Annotated in this window: 19 protein-coding genes; 11 read left to right on the top strand and 8 right to left on the bottom strand. The window is 73.6% G+C overall.

All coding sequences use genetic code 11. The features are described from left to right. The first annotated feature begins 53 nt into the window (after positions 1 to 53). From WME83_RS43590 to WME83_RS43580, 3 genes are all read left to right on the top strand, one after another. Complete coding sequence (locus tag WME83_RS43590) at positions 54 to 2,159, top strand: hypothetical protein (protein WP_437315611.1); 2,106 nt, start codon at positions 54 to 56, stop codon at positions 2,157 to 2,159. A 349-nt stretch (positions 2,160 to 2,508) separates the two neighbouring features. After that, positions 2,509 to 3,339, top strand: a complete 831-nt coding sequence (locus WME83_RS43585) for a hypothetical protein (protein WP_437315610.1) — start codon at positions 2,509 to 2,511, stop codon at positions 3,337 to 3,339. A gap of 118 nt (positions 3,340 to 3,457) precedes the next feature. Continuing rightward, positions 3,458 to 4,654 (top strand): metallophosphoesterase, encoded by a 1,197-nt coding sequence (locus WME83_RS43580; RefSeq protein ID WP_437315609.1) that lies wholly within the window; start codon positions 3,458 to 3,460, stop codon positions 4,652 to 4,654. A gap of 16 nt (positions 4,655 to 4,670) precedes the next feature. Here WME83_RS43580 and WME83_RS43575 read toward each other — a convergent pair whose 3' ends face one another. Further along, positions 4,671 to 5,348: a hypothetical protein gene (locus tag WME83_RS43575; RefSeq protein ID WP_437315608.1), complete on the bottom strand. Its 678-nt coding sequence runs from the start codon at positions 5,346 to 5,348 to the stop codon at positions 4,671 to 4,673. 132 nt (positions 5,349 to 5,480) lie between these two features. Between WME83_RS43575 and WME83_RS43570 the strand changes: the two genes are divergently transcribed. Then, the gene (locus tag WME83_RS43570; protein ID WP_437315607.1) at positions 5,481 to 6,851 is read left to right on the top strand and encodes an OmpP1/FadL family transporter; all 1,371 of its coding nucleotides are present in this window, start codon (positions 5,481 to 5,483) and stop codon (positions 6,849 to 6,851) included. A 39-nt stretch (positions 6,852 to 6,890) separates the two neighbouring features. Here WME83_RS43570 and WME83_RS43565 read toward each other — a convergent pair whose 3' ends face one another. Continuing rightward, positions 6,891 to 7,688 (bottom strand): response regulator transcription factor, encoded by a 798-nt coding sequence (locus WME83_RS43565; protein ID WP_437315606.1) that lies wholly within the window; start codon positions 7,686 to 7,688, stop codon positions 6,891 to 6,893. Positions 7,689 to 7,747: 59 nt separating this feature from the next. Between WME83_RS43565 and WME83_RS43560 the strand changes: the two genes are divergently transcribed. The 3 genes from WME83_RS43560 to WME83_RS43550 are packed head-to-tail and all read left to right on the top strand — an operon-like array spanning position 7,748 to position 10,297. Beyond that, positions 7,748 to 8,857 (top strand): DsbA family protein, encoded by a 1,110-nt coding sequence (locus WME83_RS43560; RefSeq protein WP_437315605.1) that lies wholly within the window; start codon positions 7,748 to 7,750, stop codon positions 8,855 to 8,857. Then, the gene (locus WME83_RS43555; RefSeq protein WP_437315604.1) at positions 8,854 to 9,630 is read left to right on the top strand and encodes a 3'-5' exonuclease; all 777 of its coding nucleotides are present in this window, start codon (positions 8,854 to 8,856) and stop codon (positions 9,628 to 9,630) included. The genes WME83_RS43560 and WME83_RS43555 overlap by 4 nt, the downstream gene beginning before the upstream one ends. Before the next feature lie 4 nt (positions 9,631 to 9,634). Beyond that, positions 9,635 to 10,297: a hypothetical protein gene (locus WME83_RS43550; RefSeq protein ID WP_437315603.1), complete on the top strand. Its 663-nt coding sequence runs from the start codon at positions 9,635 to 9,637 to the stop codon at positions 10,295 to 10,297. Between the two features lie 67 nt (positions 10,298 to 10,364). Here the strand turns inward: WME83_RS43550 and folK are convergent, their stop codons facing one another. From folK to WME83_RS43520, 6 genes are all read right to left on the bottom strand, one after another. After that, positions 10,365 to 10,862 (bottom strand): 2-amino-4-hydroxy-6-hydroxymethyldihydropteridine diphosphokinase, encoded by a 498-nt coding sequence (gene folK, locus WME83_RS43545; RefSeq protein ID WP_437315602.1) that lies wholly within the window; start codon positions 10,860 to 10,862, stop codon positions 10,365 to 10,367. A gap of 91 nt (positions 10,863 to 10,953) precedes the next feature. Continuing rightward, positions 10,954 to 11,319: a hypothetical protein gene (locus tag WME83_RS43540; protein WP_437315601.1), complete on the bottom strand. Its 366-nt coding sequence runs from the start codon at positions 11,317 to 11,319 to the stop codon at positions 10,954 to 10,956. 181 nt (positions 11,320 to 11,500) lie between these two features. Continuing rightward, entirely contained in the window at positions 11,501 to 12,463 is a 963-nt protein-coding gene (gshB, locus tag WME83_RS43535; RefSeq protein ID WP_437315600.1) for a glutathione synthase, read from the bottom strand. A 67-nt stretch (positions 12,464 to 12,530) separates the two neighbouring features. Continuing rightward, a complete protein-coding gene (locus tag WME83_RS43530; protein WP_437315599.1) occupies positions 12,531 to 13,406 on the bottom strand; it encodes an anti-sigma factor family protein in 876 nt (291 codons plus the stop codon). Beyond that, positions 13,403 to 14,038, bottom strand: coding sequence for a sigma-70 family RNA polymerase sigma factor (locus WME83_RS43525; RefSeq protein WP_437315598.1), 636 nt, complete (start codon positions 14,036 to 14,038; stop codon positions 13,403 to 13,405). The genes WME83_RS43530 and WME83_RS43525 overlap by 4 nt, the downstream gene beginning before the upstream one ends. 85 nt (positions 14,039 to 14,123) lie before the next feature. Continuing rightward, the gene (locus WME83_RS43520) at positions 14,124 to 14,867 is read right to left on the bottom strand and encodes a polyhydroxyalkanoate synthesis regulator DNA-binding domain-containing protein (protein ID WP_437315597.1); all 744 of its coding nucleotides are present in this window, start codon (positions 14,865 to 14,867) and stop codon (positions 14,124 to 14,126) included. 86 nt (positions 14,868 to 14,953) lie between these two features. Between WME83_RS43520 and WME83_RS43515 the strand changes: the two genes are divergently transcribed. From WME83_RS43515 to WME83_RS43500, 4 genes are all read left to right on the top strand, one after another. Further along, complete coding sequence (locus WME83_RS43515) at positions 14,954 to 15,760, top strand: ABC transporter ATP-binding protein (protein ID WP_437315596.1); 807 nt, start codon at positions 14,954 to 14,956, stop codon at positions 15,758 to 15,760. Between the two features lie 80 nt (positions 15,761 to 15,840). Continuing rightward, entirely contained in the window at positions 15,841 to 17,817 is a 1,977-nt protein-coding gene (nuoH, locus tag WME83_RS43510) for an NADH-quinone oxidoreductase subunit NuoH (RefSeq protein ID WP_437315595.1), read from the top strand. Between the two features lie 49 nt (positions 17,818 to 17,866). Then, positions 17,867 to 19,756: a hypothetical protein gene (locus WME83_RS43505; protein ID WP_437315594.1), complete on the top strand. Its 1,890-nt coding sequence runs from the start codon at positions 17,867 to 17,869 to the stop codon at positions 19,754 to 19,756. Continuing rightward, positions 19,753 to 20,919, top strand: coding sequence for a trypsin-like peptidase domain-containing protein (locus WME83_RS43500; RefSeq protein ID WP_437315593.1), 1,167 nt, complete (start codon positions 19,753 to 19,755; stop codon positions 20,917 to 20,919). The genes WME83_RS43505 and WME83_RS43500 overlap by 4 nt, the downstream gene beginning before the upstream one ends. The last annotated feature ends 365 nt before the right edge of the window (positions 20,920 to 21,284 follow it).

The following is a 21,284-nucleotide window of genomic DNA, read 5'->3' as shown; positions in this document are numbered from 1 at the left end:
GGCCCCCGGCCTCCCTCCTTCCTCTCCGCCCTGACCCCTTCCTCCTTCAATCCATGAGCACAGAGCGCTCTCCCGCCCGTCCCCTTTCGTCCCGCCCTCACGCCCTCCCCTCGCCGCGCCGCCTCCTCGCGGCCGTCCTCGCCGCCGCGGGGCTCGTGGCGCTCCCGGCCCACGCGGTCGGCACGCGCAGCTTCGAGCTCAAGTCGCTCGAGGACCTCAAGGGCGGCGATCTCACCGGGGTCAGCGTGGACTCGAACGGCATGGTGCGCGCCGGGCTGACGCTCGGCGCGACGCCGCTGCCGGACGCGACGTCCGTCTGGAGCTCCGTGGTGCTGCCCGACGGCACGGTGCTGCTCGGCACGGGCAACGAGGGGAAGATCTACAGCGTCTCGGGCGGCCGGGTGACGCTCGCGGCGACGACCGGGCAGATGGCGGTCAGCGCGCTCGCGCTCGCCGAAGGCGGCGACGTCATCGCCGGCACGTTCCCCGAGGGCAAGCTCTTCCGCTTGCCGCGCGGCGCCGGCAACGGCGGCCCGGCCAAGCTCTTCGCCGAGCTCCCGCAGACCGAGGACGTGTGGGGGCTCGCCTACGACGCGAAGGCGAAGGCGCTCTACGCCGCGACCGGCTCCGAGGGCAGGCTGTTCCGCGTCGACGCCGCGGGCAAGGCCCAGGTGTACTTCGACAGCGACGAGCCGCACCTCGTGAGCGTCGCGGTCGCGGACGACGGCGCCGTCTACGCCGGCTCGAACGGCAAGGCGCTCCTCTACAAGCTCACGGCGCCCGGCCGCGCGACCGTGCTCCACGACTTCGACGCGGACGACGTGAAGGCGATCGCGATCGCGCCGGGCGCGAAGGGCGGCGCGGTCTACGCCATCGCCAACAAGTACGCCGAGGCGTTCGCCCCCCCGAAGCGCAACCGGAGCGGTCCGCCGACCCCGCAGCCGACGCGGGCGCCGAAGCCCGGCAAGGGCGTGCTCGTGCGCTTCGATCGGAGCGGCGTCGCGGAGAAGATGATGAGCGACGACGACACGCACTACGTCTCGCTCGGCCTCGGCGACGACCTCATGCCCTACGTCGGGACCGGCGCCGAGGGCCAGCTCTACACCGTGAGCGACAACCACGTGGCGCGGCTCGTCGCCGACACCGACGAGCGCCAGGTCGGCGCCTTCATGATGGCCGGGAAGCGCAGGTTCGTCGCGACCACCGACCCCGCCGTCTTCCACGAGGTGAAGGGCGTCGGCGGGGCCGAGGCGGTGTGGACGAGCAAGGTGCTCGACGCCGGGCTGCGGGCCACGTTCGGGCGCCTGACGTGGCGCTCCGACGGCGCGCTGGAGCTCGCGACGCGCAGCGGGAACACCGACACGCCGGACACCACCTGGAGCCCGTGGTCCCCGGCGCTCGCCGCGCCGGGGGACACGAAGAGCCCGCCGGCGCGCTTCGTCCAGATCCGCGCGCGCTGGAGCCGGGATCCGGGCGCCGCGCTCCGCGAGGTGAAGCTCTCGTTCGTGACCGACAACGCGCGCGCCGTGGTCACCTCGATCGAGGCGGCGCCGAAGGGGCAGACCAAGCCCTCTCGCACCAACCTCCCGCCGTCTGGCGGCGAGGCGCCCAAGCCGGTGAGCTCGCTCCAGCTGACGTGGAAGGTCGACAACCCCGATCAGGACGACCTGCGCTATCGCCTCTCGTACCGCATGGAGGGCCAGTCGACCTGGCGCAACATGCTCAAGCCGGGCGAGAAGGTGACGCGGGCCGAGCACGTGTGGGACACGACCGCGCTCCCCGAGGGCGAGTACCGCATCCTCGTCGAGGCGAGCGACGAGCTGGCGAACCCGCCCGAGCGCACCCAGCGCCATAGCCTCGAGTCGGGCACCGTCCTCGTCGACAACACGCCGCCGGTGTTCCGGGCGCTCTCGCTGCAGGGGCGCCGGCTCACCGGCGAGGTGGCGGACGGCCTCGGCCCGGTCGCGCGCGTCGAGGTCTCGATCGCCGGCCTGGAGGAGTGGCGGCCCATCTTCCCGAGCGACGGCATCTTCGACGAGCCGGCGGAGCCGTTCGAGGCGGACCTCAGCGCCCTCGTGCCGCCTGGATCTCACCTGCTCGCGGTGCGCGCCTACGACAGCGCGGGCAACGTGGTCACCCGCGACATCGAGGCGCGGTAGCCGCCGTCCCATGCCGCCTTCGCCGATCGCCATCGCAGCGCTCGGCGCGACATGCGCGTCATGCTTGCGCCAGGAGCGCCGGCGGACGAGGCGCACCCGCGCTCGGCGCGCGCGCGGAACGTGCGCCCTGTCGTCGCGTCCACGGGGGCTCCTGCGTCCTGGAGAGCACACCGCTGGACGGCACATTCTGTGGATACCCAAGGACGACATGATACGCTCGCTCCGCTTGTCCTTTTCTCGTGCCCCTGGAATGAGCTCCCCCCGCGCCCTTCTGGTTTTCGGTCTCGCCGCGCTCTCGGCGTTTGCGGTCTCCGCGTGCGGGATGTCGGGGGACGATGCCGCCGCCGAGATGTCCAGCGATGATGGGGGGTATGGGGGGTTCTCCTCGGGATACGGGGACGGCGGCGGGCCGGCCGCAACGGCCGCGTCGGGCGGCACCCCTCCGACCGCGGGCGGCGGCGGCGCCGTGGACGAGAGCGTCGATATCCCTGGGCCAACGGCGTCGCCGGACCCCTACACGCGCTTCGCGCACCTGTGCGGCGACGGCTGCACGCCGGGGGGCGATCCGACCGAGTGCTCGTCCAGCGGCGGTGACGGGTCCGGAACGGGGGGCACCACGGCGCAGCCGCTGCATTGCCAGCTCGTGCTCGGTGAAGGCGACGCGATCCCGAGCTGCCGGCCGGTGGGTCGCTACGGGGCGGGCGGCCCGTGCCACCGCGGCATGGACTGCGCTGCCGGGCTGGGGTGCGCGGCGGCCGACGGGCAGGGCGGGGTGTGCCGGCAGTACTGCTGCGGCAACGTCGAGAGCTGCGCGCCGGGCACGTACTGCGAAGAGCGATCGATGGCCGAGTCGCTCGCCGAGGGGAACACCCCCGTCTCCATCCCGGTCTGCGTCCCCGCGACGAGCTGCGAGCTCCTGGACGACAGCGTGTGCCCGGAGGGCCTGACCTGCACGATCGTCCGCGAGGACGGCACGACGAGCTGCGTCGTGCCCGGCGACGGGCGCGCCGACGACCCTTGCCCGTGCGCGCCGGGCTTCGTGTGCTCGATGCTGACGAACCAGTGCAAGCAGCTCTGCCGGATCGACAGCCGATCGCAGGACTGCGGCGCGACCGCGAAGTGCCAGGGCGGCAGCACGGTCTACCCCCCTGGGTTCGGCGTGTGCGTCAGCACGATGTAGCTGCGGCCGGGGTCGCTCCGCGGACCGGTCGGGGTCGCTTCGTGAAAAAGTGTTGGCGCGCTGCGCTCCGTCGTGAATCGGAGCGGCGGGCGCGTCCGGCCGTGGTCATGCTGGACGCGTGCAGCGCCCCCTCCTCTCCTTCGTCCTCTTCATCGGCATCTTCAGCGCCATCGTGGCAGGCGTTCACTACTACCTCTGGCAGCGCCTGATCCGCGCGCCCGAGCTTGGCCCGCTCTGGCAGCGCATCGGCAGCGTCGCCCTGGTGGTGCTCGCGGCGCTCGTGCCGCTCGGCCTCTTTCTGAGCCGCGCGCTGCCCCGGCACATCGGCGGCGTCGTCGCCGGCGTCGTCTACACGTGGGTCGGGCTCGCCGTCCTGCTCTTCTTCCTCCTGCTCACCTCGGAGGTCGTTCGCCTCGGCGCCCACGGCATCACGGCGCTCCTGAACCAGCCGCTCGACGGCGATCGCCGCACGTTCCTCTCCCGCGCCATCGCCGGCACGGCCGGCGCGCTCGCCGTGGGCTTCGGCCTCGCCGGCGCCGCGAGCGCCCTCGGCGAGGTCGCCGTCCGCCCGGTGCGCGTCCGCCTCCGCCGCCTCCCCGCGGCCATGTCCGGCTTCCGGATCGTCCAGCTCACCGACCTCCACATCGGCCCCACGATCGGGCGCGCGTGGCTCGAGCGCGTCGTCGCGCAGGTGAACGCCCTCAAGCCGGATCTCATCGCGATCACGGGCGATCTCGTCGACGGCTCGGTGGAGGAGCTCCGCGAGCACACCGCGCCGCTCGCCGCGCTGCGCGCCAGGCACGGGGTCTTCTTCGTGACGGGCAACCACGAGTACTACTCCGGCGTCGAGGCGTGGATCGCGGAGCTCGGCCGGCTCGGGGTGAGGGTGCTCCGCAACGAGCGCGTCTCGATCGGCGACGGCGACCACAGCTTCGATCTGGCCGGCGTCGACGACTGGAGCGCGCGCGGCATGGGCCGCGGCCACGGCCCGGATCTCGGCCGCGCGCTCGCCGGGCGCGACCCTTCGCGCGAGCTCGTGCTGCTCGCGCACCAGCCCAAGCAGATCCTCGACGCCGCGGAGCAGGGGGTGGGCCTCCAGCTCAGCGGCCATACCCACGGCGGCCAGATCTTCCCCTGGGGCCTCTTCGTGCGGCTCGACCAGCCTTACGTGGCCGGCCTGTCGTCGCACGGCGAGAGCCAGATCTACGTGAGCCGCGGGACGGGCTACTGGGGTCCGCCGATGCGCGTCGGCGCGCCGTCCGAGATCTCGTTGCTCGAGCTCGAGGGCGCCGCCGTGACGGAGGCCGTGGCGTAGCGCGAGCCGGGCGGGCCTAAAGGGGGCTCGCCGGGTCCTTCTTGCAGTTGATGACCGACGCCGGGTAGCTGCTCGGATCGGTGATGCGCTCCATGGCGAAGGTCGAGCCCTTGAGGTTCAGGTTGACCGGCCTCGCCACGGTGCCGGTCACGTCGCCGCACACGAAGTCGGCGGGCTCGCAGAGCGTGCCCGACAGCGTGATGGTGGCCTCGAGCTCGCCGCCCGAGATCGGGTTGGCGTTGCCCGGCACGACGATCGTGGGCAGCTCCGCGGTGAACGTCCCGTCCTCGGACAGCGCGTAGGGGCCCACCTCGACCGACGGACCGGTGGGCGTCCGGCGATCGGCGGCCTCGAGCGGCTGGAAGGTCATCGAGAAGCTCACGCCGCCGTCGCTCGCCTCGGTGGTCAGGCCGGCCACGAAGACGATGGGGGTTCGCGGGCTGATGCGCGCCGAGAGGTTGAAGAAGAACTCGCCATCGACGGCGCCTGGCTCCGGCGGACAGCCTTCCCCGCCGCCGCCGGTCCCGTCTCCGCCGCCGCCGCCGGCCTGGTGTTCACGGAGGGTGGTATCGCGAGCTTCGAAGTCACCGAATCTGCCCTCCGGGTCGGCGCACCCGAGGAGGAGCGCAGCGGACGCGAAGCAGGGGAGCGCGGCGGATGCGAGCGTTGTCCGGATGGAGCGGGAGAAAAGCATTTGACACCGTGCGAGAGGTGACATTTCACTCGATCGGGTCGAGCATCCCGCGACCCTCAGGGGACGCAACCCTACCATGCAGGGTCTGTCGCAGGCGCCGCATTCCTCCCCTCAGAATCGAGAACACCGGCAATGCCCATCCACCGCCACCGTCTCGCGCTCTCCGTCGGCCTCCTCGGCGGCCTTGTCTGGACCGCGCCTGCGTTCGCCGGCGGCTTCGCGACCGCGCGCTTCGGCGGCGAGCACGGCACCCCGATCACCAGCAATGCGACCGCCATCTACTACAACCCCGCTGGCATCGCCGAGAGCGAGGGGATTCACCTGTTCCTGGACGGAAACCTGGCGCTGCGCGCGGCCTCCTACACACACCCGCAGGCGCCGTCCGATGACGTGACCGCGCCCGGGGCGAACACGGGGGCGGCGAGCCTGCTCAACCTGGCCGCCTCGCCGATGCTCGGCGCGACGGCCAAGCTCGGCGACCTGGCGCTCGGCGCCGGCGTTTACGTGCCCTTCGGCGGCGCGGCGACCTGGGGCACGAACAGCGCCTTCGAGGGCCATGGAGAGCTCGCCGGGCCGGTCGACGGGGTGCAGCGCTGGCATTCCATCGAGTCCTCGCTCCAGGCGATGTACTTCACGCTCGCCGCCGCCTACAGGATCCCGTCGCTCCGCCTCAGCCTCGGCGTCTCCGGGAACCTGATTCGGAGCCAGGTCAACACCGTCCGCGCCCGCAACGCCTCCGGCGACAACCTCCTTGCGACGGAGGGGCGCTCGCTGCTCGAGGTGAGCGGGCTGTACGGCGGCTTCGGCGTCGGCGCGCTGATCGAGGCGGTGCCGGAGAAGCTCTGGATCGGCGCGTCGTACCAGTCCCGGCCGAACGTCACGGGGGGAGAGACGCTCGAGGGCACGCTCACCAACCGCCTCAACGGCGTCTCGAGCCCCCCGACCGACGTCGAGCTGCACCAGGACCTGCCCGACATCGTGCGGCTCGGCGCCCGCTTCGCCCCGGCCGAGCGCCTCGAGCTCCGGATCTTCGGCGACTGGACGCGCTGGAGCACCATGGAGAACCAGTGCCTCACCGTGGTGGGCGCGGCGTGCGAGATCCGGAGCGACGGCTCCGCCGCCGACCCGGCCAGCGTGGTGCAGAACATCGCCCGCCGCTGGAGCGACACCTTCGGCGTGCGCGCGGGCATCAGCTACTGGCCGCGGCCCTCGAGCGAGGTCTTCGGCGGCGTCGGCTACGACTCCAACGCGGTCCCCGACGAGACCCTGGATCCCTCGGCCACCGATTTCCACGATGTCTCGTTCGCCGTGGGGGGCCGCTTCCAGGTCGCGGAGCGGCTGCACCTCGCGGCGTCGTACACGCACCTCTTCTACGTCGGCCGGGACACCACGGGGAAGAGCATCACCCCGGGCCTCGCGGGCGCCTCGCGGTCGCCTGACTCGGGCGGGCTCTACACGCAGAACATCGGCGTGCTCAACGTCAACGTGGATGTCGCCTTCTGAGCCGAGCGGCGTCGCGGCGCGGCCGCGCGGCGAGGCCGCTCACGGGGCGCTGCGCCGGGTCCGGCGGAGCAGGCTGAAGATCCGCGCGCCCAGCTCGGGGGCGCGGAACGGCTTCACCATGTAGTCGTCGGCGCCGCTGGCGAACGCGTAGACCATGTCCTGCGACGAGGCGTTCGCCGTCAGGAAGAGGACCGGCAGATCGCGGAGCCCGGGGTCCTGCCGCAGCGTCCGGCAGAGCTCGATGCCGTTCATCCTCGGGAGGTTCCAGTCGAGCACCACGAGGTGGAACGGCGCGCTGCGGACGCGCTCCAGCGCCTCCTCCGCGCTGGCGACCGCGACGACGGCGAGCTCGACCGCCTCGAGCATCGTCGAGAGCATCTCCCGGATCTGCGGATCGTCGTCGACGACGAGGATCCGCGAGCCCTTGCCCTTCAGCCGGAGCGACGCGGCGGGCGGGGGGACCCGGCCCCCCGCGCCGGCGCCCTTCCCGCCGGGCGGCGCGGCGGGCCGGACCTCGCCCTCGGCGCGGGTGAGCGCCGCCGCGTCGGTGTCGGGCATCGAGCCCGGGCGGGTGGCCTCCGTCCGCGCGAAGTGCGCGAGGCGGCGCCAGTCGCGCGGCTCGAACGTGAGCCGCGCCCCCTCGGGCGAGACGGAAGCGCACGCCGCGGCCGATGTCGCGCGGCGGTTTTCGCCCAGCTCGAAGACGGCGAGCACCCACTCGCCATCCGCGACGACCTCCCCCGCGGGCAGCCCGAGCTCGAGGTCGCCCTCCTCCGGCTCGCCGACGATTCGCTCGAACTGCTGCAGATCCGGGAAGCGGTAGAGGACGCTCCGCACCTCCTGACGCTACACCCGCGCTAGCATCTCGCAAAGGGTCCGACTAAGCTCGCGCCGCGATGTCATTCCTGCGCTGGATGCCGCCGCTCCTCGCGTTGCTCTCGATCGGCGTCACGGGCTGTCCTGGCAACTCGGGCTCGAGCGAGCCCAAACCCGCCCCGCCCCAGGAGGTGTCGGTCTCGCTTCCGGGCGTGGACACCTCGTCGCTCACGCCCCGCGAGCGCCGCGAGTGGGCCGCCCAGGTCTCGGAGCTCCTCTCCCCCTGCCCGGACACGCCCGTGAACATCGCGCAGTGCGTGAAGGAGCAGCGCGCCTGCAAGGCGTGCCTCCCCGCCGCGCAGCTCCTGCTCAAGCAGGTCAAGGACGGCCGGTCGAAGAAGGAGCGCGAGGACGCGTTCCACATGCGCTTCGACGCGAACAAGGTGAAGACGCTCGCCACCGACGGCTCGCCCGAGATGGGGCCGCCCGACGCGCCGGTCACGATCGTCGAGTGGGCCGACTTCGAGTGCCCGTTCTGCCGGCTCATGTCGCCGCTGCTCGAGGGCCTCGTGAGCCGCTTCGACGGGCAGGTGCGGCTGGTCTTCAAGTTCTATCCGCTCCAGGCGCACGTCCACGGCGAGCCCGCCGCGCGCGCGGCGATCGCCGCGATGAACCAGGGCAAGTTCTGGGAGATGCACCACCTCCTCTTCGAGAACCAGGACAAGCTGGAGCAGGCCGACATCGAGCGCTACGCGCAGCGGCTCAAGCTCGACATGGTGAAGTTCCGCGCCGACCTCGTCTCGACCGAGACGAAGGCGCGCATCGAGAAGGACAAGAAGCAGGCCGAGGAGGTCGGGCTCGAGGGGACGCCCCTCATCTACATCAACGGCCGCGAGGTCGACCTGCAGCTCCTCACGAACCCGGGCCAGGATCTCGAGGACTGGGTGAAGCTCGATCTGGAGCTCCTCGGCAAGACGCCGCGGCCGGCGCCGCCGAAGCCGGCCGGCGCGCTGCCGGAGACGGCGGGCGCGTCCGGCGCGGCCCCCTCCGGCAGCACGACCCCTGCCGCCAGCGCGACCCCCGCGGCCGGCGCGACGCCCGCCGCTGGCGGCAGCGCGCCGGCGGGCAGCGCGGCGCGCCCCGCGGCCTCAGCCGGGCCTGCGCAGCCCGCTCAGCCGAGGAAGCCTTGAAGGTCGCCGACCCGTGCGGCTGCTTCCCGACGGGCCGGCACTACCCTGGGATCGCCCACCTCCTCAAGGTGCGCGCCGTCGGCGTCGCGTCCGAGATCGACGCGGGCAGCGCCTGGATCGACCAGCCCATCGCCTTCATCGACGTCGAGACGACGGGGCGTGATCCCGCGGGGGATCGCATCATCGAGCTCGGCATCGTCATCGGCCGCGCCGGGGAGATCCTGACGCGCTACAACTGGCTCATCCATCCCGGGCGGCCGATCCCGGCGGAGAGCACCGCGATCCACGGGATCAAGGACGCGGACGTCGAGGGCAAGCCGTCGTTCGCCGAGGTCGCGGAGGAGATCCTCGCCTGCTTCAAGGGGGCGATCCCCGCGGCGTACAACGCCGCCTTCGACCGCTCGTTCCTGCTCGCCGAGCTCGAGCGCGTGGGCATGCGCCCGCGCGAGCCGCCGCCCGCCATGCGGCGGGAGGTCGACTGGATCGACCCGCTCACGTTCGCCCGCGAGCTCTACAAGAACGAGGAGAGCCGCGCCCTCGGCGACATGGCCGCTCGGCTCGGGATCACGCTGGACAAGGCGCACCGCGCGACGGACGACGCCGAGGCGGCGCTGCAGGTCCTGTACGCGTTCGCGAAGGATCCGCGGGTGCCTCGCGCCTACGGCGGCCTGATCCAGGAGCAGCGGCGGCTGGTCCGCCTGCAGGACGAAGCGCGGCGGCTCTGGCGGAAGGCTCCGGCCCCCGCGGCGCCTCCGGCCACGAAGCCCAGCTGACGCCATGGTCGACGGGCCGAAGCGGCGCCTCCCCGTCGTCGGCAGCGGCACGCCGGCGGGGCCCGGCACGCATGCGGGGCCCGGCACGCCGACGGGGCCCGGCACGTCGGCGGGGCCCGGCACGTCGGCGGGGCCCGGCGCGGCGAGCGCGCCCGGCGCGGCGCCTCCCCGCGGCGCGACGGGCTCGCCGGAGAAGCGCAGGCTCCCGGTGCTGCAGGGCAGCGGCGACGACGAGGGCGAAGAGCGCCCGCCGTGGCACTGGATCGCGCTCGGCACGGTGGCGATCTTCATCGTGTGGCTGCCGCTCGCGGGGCTCGCGAACACGCTGCTGCGCCGGATGATCGAGCGGACGGGAGACGCGGAGGCGCAAGGGTCGGTGCGGCTCGCGATGGTGGGCCTCAACGCGATCGCGTTCGCGCTGGCCGGCCTCGCCGGCGGCTACCTCGTGGGGCGGTTCGGCGGGCGCGCCGGGCGGCGCGAGGCGGCCGCGAGCGGGGCCGTGGTCGCGGCGCTCGCGTGGGCGCTCGCGCTCGCCGAGGGCGCGCCCGCGGGCGCGCTGGGGTGGGCGCTGCTGCTCGTCGTGATGGTCGCGATCGGCGCCGCGGCGTCGTACGCCGGCGGCCGCGCCGGCCTCCGGGCCCGCGGCGGAGCGCCGCCCGCGAGCTGAGGGGCGCACGCCGCTGCGCCGCGTGCCGCCGTGCTGCGCGCCGCTGCGCCGCGCGCCGCCGCGGCGCTCAGCTCGGATCGAGCCGGCGAATGGGCGCGCTCGCCTCGGGGAGCGAGGCGTACGCGACGGCGGTGCGCGGATCGCGCGCGTCGGGGGCGACGTCGAGCAGCGGCCTCAGCGCGAAGACGCGCCCGCAGAGCCGCGGGTGCGGCACCACGAGATCCGGCTCGGCGACGACCTCGCCCTCGATCCAGAGCAGATCCAGATCGATCGTGCGCGGCCCCCACCGCACCGGATCGGGGCGCGTGCGCCCGAGCGAGCGCTCCACGGCGAGCGTGCGCTCGAGGATCTGGCGCGCGGGCAGCGACGTGGCGAGGAGCGCCGCGGCGTTCACGTAGTCGCTCTGCGACGGGCCGCCCGCGGGGGGCGACTCGTAGCGCGACGACTCGCCGACCACCTCGAGGGCGGGATCCGCGGCGAGCGCGTCGATCGCGGCGCGGAGGGTGGCGAGGCGATCGCCGAGGTTCGACCCCAGCCCGATCACGACGCGCCTGCGGGATGTCATGGCGAGACCCTACCACGCCGCGCGCGGCGGTTCGCTGCGCCGCGCGCGGCCGTCGATCGACGCGCCGCGGATCGCCGCGCGCAGCGCGCCGTCACTCCGCCGGATCGGTCGCGCGGCGCCCGCCGCCGATCCGCCGGCCTTCCGGGCGCGGCGGGAACACGCGCCGATCCTCGGGGTTCCGGCGCGGGATGGGAGAGCGCCGCTCGACGGCCACATCGCGCGAAGCCGGCGGAACGCTGCGCTGGAGCCCCACGAAGAGCTCGCGCATCTCCTCGAACGTCTCCGGCATGGCGGCGGCGACGGTCGCCGCGTGCGTCCGGCACAGGCTCAGCGAGCGCCCCTGGATGACCACGCGCGCCATCCTCGTCCTCGCGCGAGGATCCCCGGGCGCACCGCCCTCCCGCTCGACCAGCTCGCCGTCCTCGCATACGGCACATCGCTCGAATGACTCGCCCATGGGCGAGCCTTCGCAGAACCTGGGCCTCCGGGCCAACTTCCCGGCGTACCGTGGATCCCGGGCGCGGGTCGGGATCCGCCCGCGCGGCGGATCCCGCGCGAGGACCCCGATCCGCCCGTGCGGCGGGTCCCGCGCGAGGACGCCGATCCGCCCGCGCGGCCGGTCCCGCCCGCGGCGCGGATCACGCGCGCGCCGCTCGGCCGCGCGCCCGCTCCTCGGCCCAGGCGATCACCCTGTCCGCGGGATCGGTGCCGGTGAAGCGCCCGAGCTCCTGGATGCCGGTCGGGCTCGTGACGTTGACCTCGGTCAGGCGCTCGCCGATGACGTCGAGGCCGACGAAGTGGAGGCCGTCGGCGCGCAGGCGCGGCGCGACCGCGCGGACCAGCTCGAGCTCGCGCGGCGAGAGCTCCGTCGACACGACGCGCCCGCCGACGTGGATGTTCGAGCGGTGATCGTCGTCGCGCGGCACCCGGAGGATCGCGCCGAGCGGCTCGCCGTCGAGCAGGAGGACGCGCTTGTCGCCCTGGACGACGGCGGGCAGGTACTCCTGGACCATCGCGAGGCGGTGCCCCTCGTTCGTCATCATGTCCGCGATGGCGCGCGCGTTCTTGTCGCGCTCGCTGATCTGCAGCACGCCGAGCCCTCCCGCGCCGTCGAGCGGCTTGATCACCGCCAGGCCGCCGAGGGCGCGCACGAACGCGTGGATCTGCTCGCGGTCGGCCGTGACCAGCGTCTTCGGCGTCCACTCGGGGAAGTTCAGCGCGTAGAGCTTCTCGTTGGCGTCGCGCAGCCCGCGCGGGTCGTTGACGATGAGCGGGCAGCGCCGCGCGCGCTCCAGGAGCAGCGTCGCGTACAGGTAGCTGCGATCGAACGGCGGGTCCTTGCGGATGAAGATCGCGTCGACGTCCGAGAGCCGGAGCCGCCGCGGGCCCGCGGCGAGATCCAGCGAAATGTACGGCGGCGCGTCGCCGATGCGCACCGGGGTCGCCGAGGCGTGCGCCTCGCCCCCCTCGACCGAGAGGTCGCGCGGCAGGCAGTGGTAGTTCTCGTGGCCGCGCGCCTGCGCCGCGCGGATGAAGGCGAACGACGTGTCCTTGTCGTGCGTCACGCGGCTCAGCGGATCCATGACGAAGACGAAGCGCATGCGGTCTCTCGCGGGGTAGAGGGGGATGGAGGGGAGGGGGGCGCCCGCTCGCGCGGGCGCGGGCGGATCACTGCATCGCGGCGAGGACGAGCTGCGTGCTGAGGTCGTCGCCGAGGTCCGAGGCGAGCGCGTAGCCGACGCCGCTGTGCTCGGCGGCGACGACCGAGTAGCCGTTGATCTTGCCCACGTACACGGGGCGCTCGCGCACGACGCGCGGCTGCAGGATCGGCTGCGCCTTCTGCACCGGGACCGCGCGCGAGTTGAAGAGGTAGACCGTCACCCGGTGGTTGCCCCTCACGATGTACTGGAGCAGCGCGGCGCGCCGATCGCGCATCGTGTGCACGCGGGCGCCCATGAAGTTCACGGGCATCGACGGGAACTCCGGCCTGCGGACCGGCACGCCGACGAACGGATCGAAGCGCGGCAGGTCCTCCGGGTTGGTCGTCTCCGGCGGGAGCGGCTGCGCGTGCTGCGTGACGAGATCGTCGAGCAGGACCTCGACGCTCTCGGCGCGCGCGAGCTCGACGTCCGCCTTCGTGCTCGCCTTGGCCGTGTCCGCCGGGGCGGCGGCCCGCTCCCGCGTCACGCCCACCATGAACGCGACGCCCGCGGCGGCGGCGAGCGCGACGGCGTACCCCTTGTGCATGAGCCGCGGCCTCGCGTCGGCCGCCTGCGCCGCCGCGCGCGCCGCGCCGCGCGCCTGCTCGTGCGCCATGGCCGCGGCGATGCGCGCCCGCAGCGCGTCCGGGCACGCCGCCGGCTTCGCCCGCTTCAGGCTCGTCCGCAGCGAGCGCAGCATCTTCACCTGCTCGAAGCACGGCGGACACTGGACGAGGTGGGACTCGAGGTCGACCGCGTGGTCCGGATCCAGCTCGCCGTCGACGTAGGCCGACAGCGCGTAGTCGAACCGCGCGCAGCTCTCGATCGACTTCGCGGCGCTCATGCGACACCCCGCTTCCGCTTGCGGTACGCGTCCAGGTCGGCGGGCGCGTCCTTCGCCGCGTCGTCGCTGACGATGCCCATCAGCACCGCGTGCTCGCGCAGCGTCTTCTGGAGGAGCTTGCGGCCGCGGTGCAGCCGCGACATCACCGTGCCGATCGGGCACCCCATCGCCTCGGCGATCTCCTTGTAGGAGAGCTCCTCGATGTCCGACAGCACCACCGCCAGGCGGAACTCTTCGGGCAGCTCGTCCAGGGCGCGCTGCACCTCCGCCTCGACGAGGGGCGTGAGCGCCTGGGTCTCCGGATCGCGCATCGCGCGCATCGTCGTCGCCCCGACCCACCCGTCGGTGAGCGGCTCGGCGTCCGGCCCGTCGAAGATGCCCCGCTCGAGGCCCCCCCGGCGGTACCGGTTGATGAACGTGTTGGTGAGGATCCGCAGCAGCCAGGCCTTGAGGTTGGTGCCGGGCTCGAACTGATCCCGGGCGCGCATCGCCTTGACGATGGTGTCCTGGACCAGGTCCTCCGCCTCGGTCGAGCTCTTGGTCATCCGGCAGCTCACGCCGTACAGCGTGTCCAGATGACCGAGCAGCTCGATCTCGAAGGCGTCGGCGCGGCCCCCCTCGCAGCTGGCCAACGAAAGGTCCTGCGCTACGGACGCAGGTTTCTTGCTGAAGAAGAACGGCATGGGCTCGACGGGGGCAACAGGGGAACGGCCAGGGCTATTCCAGCCGGCTCTCACCCCCCGGCCCCTCGCCCGCGGGTTCGTCCGCGGCAGAGCCGGTTTGAGGAGGAGCGGCGCCCTCGGCGCGGTCACCCGCGTTTTCCTGGAGCCTCGCCTCCAGCTCGTCAATGCGCTGCGAGAGGCGCTTGACATCGGCCTGAAGATCGCGGACCAGCCCGAGCCCCGGGAGGATGGCGCGGATGCGCTCGTCGACGGCCTGCTGCCACTGATCGAGCGTCTGCTTCGAGCTCTCGACGATCCCGCTCAGGCGCCCCTTCGCGTGGCTCGACTTGTCGGCGTCGAGCGGCGGGGGCGGCTGCGACCCCGGCGACGCGGACGCCGCCGGCTCCTGCGCGGGGACCGGCGCCGCGCCGGGCGCCGCCGCCCCGCCCTCGCCGGGGACCGCGCCGGGGATGAGCCGGCCGATCGGGCCCTCGCGCAGCTGCGACAGCAGCCGCTCGCCGCGCTCCTGGATCAGATCCCGCAGCGTGCCGAGCGGTACCGAGCGCGGCTGCGATTTGAGATCTTCCGAGATGATCAGCGCCAGCGTGACCTCGGTCTTGTCCTCCTTGGTCGCGTTGTCGATGATCTGGACCTCTTCGCCAGCCCGGACCATCTCCCCGATCTGCTGCAGGGTGACGTAACGACTGTCCTTCGTGTCGTAGAGCTTCCGATTGGAGTAGCGCTTAATAACGCGACGCGGTACCTCGCCGCCTCCCAGGGTCTCCTTCGCCGTTTCCATCTCCTCTACGCCTCGAGTCGATTGGACCACCGACAGATCGCTCGCGCAAGGGAAGATGACTCGATATCACTCATAAATTGGGCGACGTGCAGGAGCCGGCGATCGAGCTGCGAGACGTGGCGGCCAGCTATCCCACAGGGAGGCTGGCGCTGGAGGGGATCAGCCTGGAGGTGCGCGCGGGCGAGCTCTGCGCCGTCCTCGGGCCGAACGGCGCCGGCAAATCGACGCTGGTCCGGGTCCTCTCCGGGGCCCTGCGGCCGGCGCGGGGCGGGGCGACCCTGCTGGGCAGGCCGCTCGGCGGCATGGACCGGCGGGCGATCGCGCGGTGCGTGGCGGTCGTGCCGCAGGGGATCGCCTCGGCGCCCGGGTTCTCGGTGCGGGAGGTCGTCATGATGGGCCGCGCGCCCCACCAGGGCGCCTGGATGCGCGCCTCCCGCCGGGACGAGGAGGCGGTCGCCCGCGCCCTCGAGGCCTGCGATCTCCTGGAGCTCTCGGAGCGGCCGGTGGCCGAGCTCTCCGGCGGCGAGCAGAAGCGGGTCGCCATCGCCCGGGCGCTCGCGCAGGAGGCGCAGGTGCTGATCCTCGACGAGCCCGGGGCCCACCTCGACATCCGCCACTCGATCGAGGTCCACGAGGTCGTGCGCCGCGAGGTCGCCGAGCGGCGCCTCGCCTGCGTCGCGGTGCTGCACGACCTCAACGCGGCCGCCCAGTACGCCGACCGCGTCGCGCTCCTCAAGGCCGGGCGGCTCGTCGCGCAGGGCACCATCGAGGAGGTGATGACCTACCGCCGGCTCAAGGACGTGTTCGAGGCGGAGCTCTACGTCGGGGTGAACGAGCTCGACGGCAGCCGGTACTTCCTCCCCGTCCGGGGCGCGCGCGACGCGCGCGGCTAGGGCGACACGCGCGGCTAGGCTAGAGCGACACGATCGCCGCAATCTCGACCGCCCGGGCGGCGCGGTTTATAAGCGGCGCCATGCGCGGATCTCCACCCTGGAGAGCTCTCCCTCGAGGCTTCCTCCCGTGCCTCCTGGCCCTCCTGGCCCTCCTCGGCGGGGCCGGCTGCGCCGAGAGCAGGACGGCGCCCGAGCTCCTCAGCGTCATCGACGTCGTGCCGCGCGAGGTCGACCTCGGCGACCGCATCGAGATCCTCGGGACCAACCTGCCCACCGCGCAGGCGAGGGAGGCGGTCGTCACGTTCCGCGGGACGCTGCGGCGCCCCGGCCAGGCGCCGCTCACCGGCCAGAGCATCGAGATCGACGGCGCGCAGATCAGCAGCAACAAGGTGTCGCTCGTCTTCTCCGAGGGGATGCAGGCGCGCTTCGCCGGCCGCGGCGACGACGCGGTGCACACGACCTTCCACGGCGACGTGACCGTCGAGGTCCCCGCGACCGCGCAGGGCGCGCTCCCCGTCTCCGGCACGGTGCGGGGCGTCACGATCGACTTCATCCCGCCGACCCCGCGCCGCGCCGTGATCGAGGCGCGTGAGAAGGAGGGGGCGCGCGCGCTCGCGTTCTTCGGCGTCGAGGTCGCGGCCGAGTCGCCGCCCGCCGGCGGGCTCGTCGTGACCTCCGTGCGCGACGGCAGCCCCGCGAGCCGCGCGCAGATCCTCGCCGGCGACGTCATCACGAGCTTCGAGGGCGTGAAGGTCCTCTCGAAGGGCGACGTGACCCCGAGCGGCCACGAGCGGCTGTCGCCGGTCGGGCTCCGGCGGGGCGGCGCGCCGTCCGAGGTCAAGCTCTCGACCGAGGGGTTCCACGCGAGCGCCCCGACCGACCTGCTCGGCGCCGGGATCATCCTCGGCATCGCCGCCGCGATCATCCTGCTCTTCATGGCGCCGACCGCGGGGATCATCACCTGGGTCGAGCGCCGCGTCTCGGCGCGCATGCAGTCGCGCATCGGGCCGAACCGCGCCGGCCCGCAGGGCCTCCTCGTGTGGATCGCCGACGGGATCAAGTCGATCCTCAAGGAGGACGTCATCCCGGCCGAGAGCGACCGGGCGCTCTTCCGGCTCGCGCCCTACCTCGTCTTCGTCGGCGTGTCGGCCACGTTCGTGGTCATGCCGTTCGGCCAGTACCTCATCGCGGCCGACCTCGACATCGGCATCCTCTTCGTCATCGCCGTGACGTCGCTCGTCACGATCGGCCTGATGACCGGCGGCTGGGCGTCGAACAACAAGTGGTCGCTCCTCGGCGGGATCCGCTCGGCGGCGCAGATCATCAGCTACGAGATCCCCGGCGCGGTCGCGATCGTGTGCATCGTGATGATGACCGGCTCGCTGCGGCTCCAGGACATCATCGCCGCGCAGGGCGGCGCCGGGCCCTCGGTGCTCGACGTGGGCGGCTGGCCCTGGCACTGGTTCGTCTTCCGCAACCCGATCACGTTCGCGCTGTTCTTCCTCTACTTCACGACCGCGCTCGCGGAGGGCAACCGCGCGCCGTTCGACCTGCCCGAGGCGGAGAGCGAGCTCGTCGCCGGCTACTCGACCGAGTACTCGGGGATGCGCTACCTCTTCTTCTTCTTCGCCGAGTGGGCGAACGTCTTCGTGATGTGCGGCATCGCGAGCGCGCTCTTCCTCGGCGGATGGCAGATCCCCGGCGTCTCGCCGGCCCAGCAGGAGGGGAGCTTCGGCCTCCAGCTCCTCGGCGTTTTCCTCTTCCTGCTGAAGAGCTGGGCGCTCGTCTTCGTGGTCATCTGGATCCGCTGGACGCTGCCGCGCGTCCGGATCGACCAGATGATGAACCTCTGCTGGAAGTGGTTCGTCCCGCTCTCGTTCGTGGCGTTCCTCCTGACGGCGCTCTGGATGGTGATCGGCGTCAGCAAGACGGTCCAGCTCGTCATCAGCGTCGTCACGTTCTCCGTCTGGGCCTACCTGCTCGTCCACTTCATCCGCAGGGTCCAGCACAACCTGCGGGAGGCCAAGGTTGCGCTCCACCTGAATCCGTTCCTGTGAGAGCAAACCCCGGTGCCACCTCGGCCTTGCGCTGAGGTATGCTGTCGGCGTGGCGGTCCCGTCGAGCCCGGCCTCCGACTTCTGCGCGGCGTGCGGTTTCCCGCTGCGCGGGCCGCGGTGCGAGGCGTGCGGGGTCGACCGCGCGCCGGCCCTCTCGCTCTCGCGCAAGCCGCCGCCCGCGGACGGCGACTGGGACGGCAGCTCGATCGACGCGTGGCGCACGCGGGATCCGGTGCGCTTCGTGGCCCACTGCGCCTCGGCCGAGGCCGGGACGACCGTGCAGGCGACCACGCTGCAGGACGGCGTCGGGTGGCTCGTTCCGCTCGGGGCGGCGACGCTCTTCGTCGCGCTCGACGCGGCGAACGAGCGGGTGTCGATCGACGTGCCGGTGGTGCGCGTCGCCGAGCGGCAGCGGGTGCCGCTCTTGCGGGCGGCGCTGGAGCTCTCGGGCGGCGCCGAGCCGTTCCGGCTCTGCCTGCGCGACGACCTCTTGCTGCTCCGCCGCGTCGGCCGCGTCGCCGCCTTCGCGCCGGAGGCGCTGCGCCGGGCGCTGCGCGACAGCGGCGAGGCGGCGCAGCGGCTCGCGGCGACGCTCGGCGCCTGGTTCGACGCGCGGCCGCCGTTCTCGGAGGAGCAGCGCGCGAGCCTGACCTGGGCGTCGGCGGGCCGCGCCCGGCCGCTCAAGAGCTTCTCCATCCCGCCGGCGCCCGGCCGCGCTCAGGGCGCGCCGTCGGTGCGGGTCGCCGGGCCGCCGACGCCGGTCTCGGCGGTGCGGCTGCCGGCCGAGGAGCTCTCCGCGTGGGCGGCGCCCCCGCTGCCGCGCCTGCCCGAGTCGGTCGCGCGCCCGATCCGCGACGCGGACGCGATCCCCGACATCCTGTCCCCCTCGCTCGCGTCCACGCCGGTGCCGGTGTCGATGGGCGGCGCGTCGGGCGGCGCGTCGGGCGGCACGTCGGGCGTCACGTCCGCGAGAAACGGCGGCGCGCCCACGCCCAAGGCCGGCATCCTGCCGCCGGCCCACGATGGCGGCGTCGCGTCCAAGGCGATCAGCAGCATGGCGATGCCGGGGCCCGAGTCCGCCGCCGCGAAGCCGGCGCCGGCGGGCGCGGCGACGGCGGCCGCGGCGACCGCGACGCCGCTGTCGGGCGAGCCTGCGCCCGCCGCGGACGCGCCCGCGCAGGCCAGCGATCGCCGCAGCGCGCGCACCGTGCCCTTCCGCCGCTCGACCTCCTCCGGCATGGCGGCCGTGGCGGCGACGCCGGCGTCGACGCCGGTGTCGGTGCGCCCGCCCGCGCTGCCGGAGGTCGAGATCGATCCGCCGTCGCGCCAGAACGGCGCGGGGCGCTCCGAGGGGGCGAACACGCCGGCCGATCGGTTCTGCCAGCTGCTCCGGGACGCGCAGGTGCTCGGCGCGGCGCTCAGCTTCCAGGAGCGGCCGGGCGTCATGGTGCTCCTCATCCGGTGCACCGTGTTCCGCGCGATCTACGAGCATGGCGAGGCGATGCCCGACGCGGTGGCGCACCTCTACCGCTGCACGGCGGCGGCGACCCGCGAGCTCGCCCAGGCCGAGGGCGGCGCGCGCCGCGGCAACGCCGCGGGGGTCGCCGAGCCGGCGTTCCTCGCGATGGAGCGGCTCGTGGCGCTGCGCGGGCAGGTGCCCGAGGAGAAGCCGCTCCACATCGATCCGCTCACCACGGCGGCGCTCGCGCGCGAGCACCTCGGCCGTTACCTGCGCGAGATCGAGCGCGCGCCGGCCGATCCGGTGCTCCGCCACTTCCTCGCGATCGGCGCGCTGTCGGAGCTGCTCGTGCGCACGAAGCTGCCGGCGAAGACGGAGCAGCGGCTGCGCGACATCGTCGCGTACGCGCAGCGCGACGGCGCCAAGCCGGGCACGATCGATCTGCTGATGACGGCGCTCTCGAGGATCGTCGCCCAATGACGTCGCAGCTCGCGGCGCACGGCGACGGCGATCTGGCCCTGCTCCACGAGCGCGTCGCCCGCGCGCGCCGCTCGGTGGTGGCGATCCGCGCCGGCGCGCTGGTCACGACCGGCTGGGTGGCGCTCGGCAACGGCGTGGTGGTGACGAGCCGGCGCGGGCTCGGCTACCCGACGGAGGTCGCGCTGACGTTCGAGGACGGGCGGAGCATGGCGGGGCGCGTGGTCGCGGCCGACGTGGGCCGGGACGTGGCGCTCGTCGCGCCGGCCGAGCCGCCGGGCGTCGCGGCGCTCGCGGTGCGCGCGCCGGCGGAGCCGCGGCTCGGCGAGCGCGCCGCGGTGCTGAGCTGCCTGCCGGGGCAGAGCCTGCGGCTCGCGGTCGCGCGGGTCAGCCACGTGGCGCGCAAGGTCGACGGGCAGCTGCCTGGGTTCGAGCTCGACGTGACGGCGCCGCTCGGCGCGCCGGTGCTCGATCCGGAGGGGCGCGCGATCGGGGTGGTCGCGGCGCTGCCCGGCGTCGCGGGGGAGCTGCCGGGCCACAGCGCGGTGCTCCCTGCGGGCGCGTTCCAGCCGCTGCTCGCGCTCGTGGATCGGCCGCTCGGCGAGCTCCGGGACCGGGCGCCGGTGTACCGCTGTCCGGCGTGCGAGGAGCCGTTCGACATCGAGAGCGACCGGTGCCTCGGCTGCGGGCGGCTGTTGCCGCACGCGTTCGCGCCGTCCCCGGCGCGCGCGGGCGTCGAGCGGATGATCCGGCAGGGCCTGTCGTCGCTCGGGATCATCGCGAACCGTGCGCGGGTCGGTCCGCGGGCGTGGCGCATCGCGCAGCGGCCGTTCCCGACGGCGGAGACGGCGACGCAGGTGGACATCGAGATCGACGAGGCGGGGCGCCTCTTGACGCTGCGCGCGCCGGTGGTGGGCGTGCCGGCGGCGAACCACGAGCCGTTCTACCGGTTCTTGCTCACGATGAACGACCAGACGACGGGGGAGTTCCGCGTGTCGATCACGGGGGACGAGGTGGCGGTGTCGTGCGTGGCGGCGCTGGAGGGGTTCGCGGACCACGAGGTGGCGCTGCTCATCGACGGGCTGGTGCAGATCGCGGACGAGTACCGGCGGACGCTCGCGGAGACGTTCGAGGCGGGGCCGAGGTTCGAGTCGGCGGGGAGATAGGCCTCGACGAGCTGCCCGCCCCGAGGGCCTACGGCCTGCCGTGGGAAGACCAGGTGCGCGTGTGGAGGCAGAGGACGCGCGCCGGAGGGCTTCCAGGACGTCCGCGAAGGTGCTCGGCGGCGGCATGGAGGCTTCCCACGCGGGGCGGAAGCTTCGCGCGCGGTCCTGAAACCTTCGCGCGCGCTCCGGAAGCTTCGCGCGGGGGGCGGAGGGTCGAATTTCCCGAGAAATTCGTCGCCCGGCGCGCGCCGGACGGCGCCGGGGGCGCGGCGGACGCCGCTAAGTGCGCGAAACTTCGTGCTCCGGAGCGCGCGGGAGAGCTTCCGGACCGCGCGCGAAGCTTCCGGAGCGCGCGCGAAGGTCTC

Origin of the sequence: Sorangium sp. So ce385 (assembly GCF_051474135.1) — a bacterium.
Lineage (GTDB): Bacteria > Myxococcota_A > Polyangia > Polyangiales > Polyangiaceae > Sorangium > Sorangium cellulosum_D.
The sequence above is the reverse complement of the archived record's forward strand: the minus strand, read 5'-3'. Positions and strand labels throughout refer to the sequence as shown.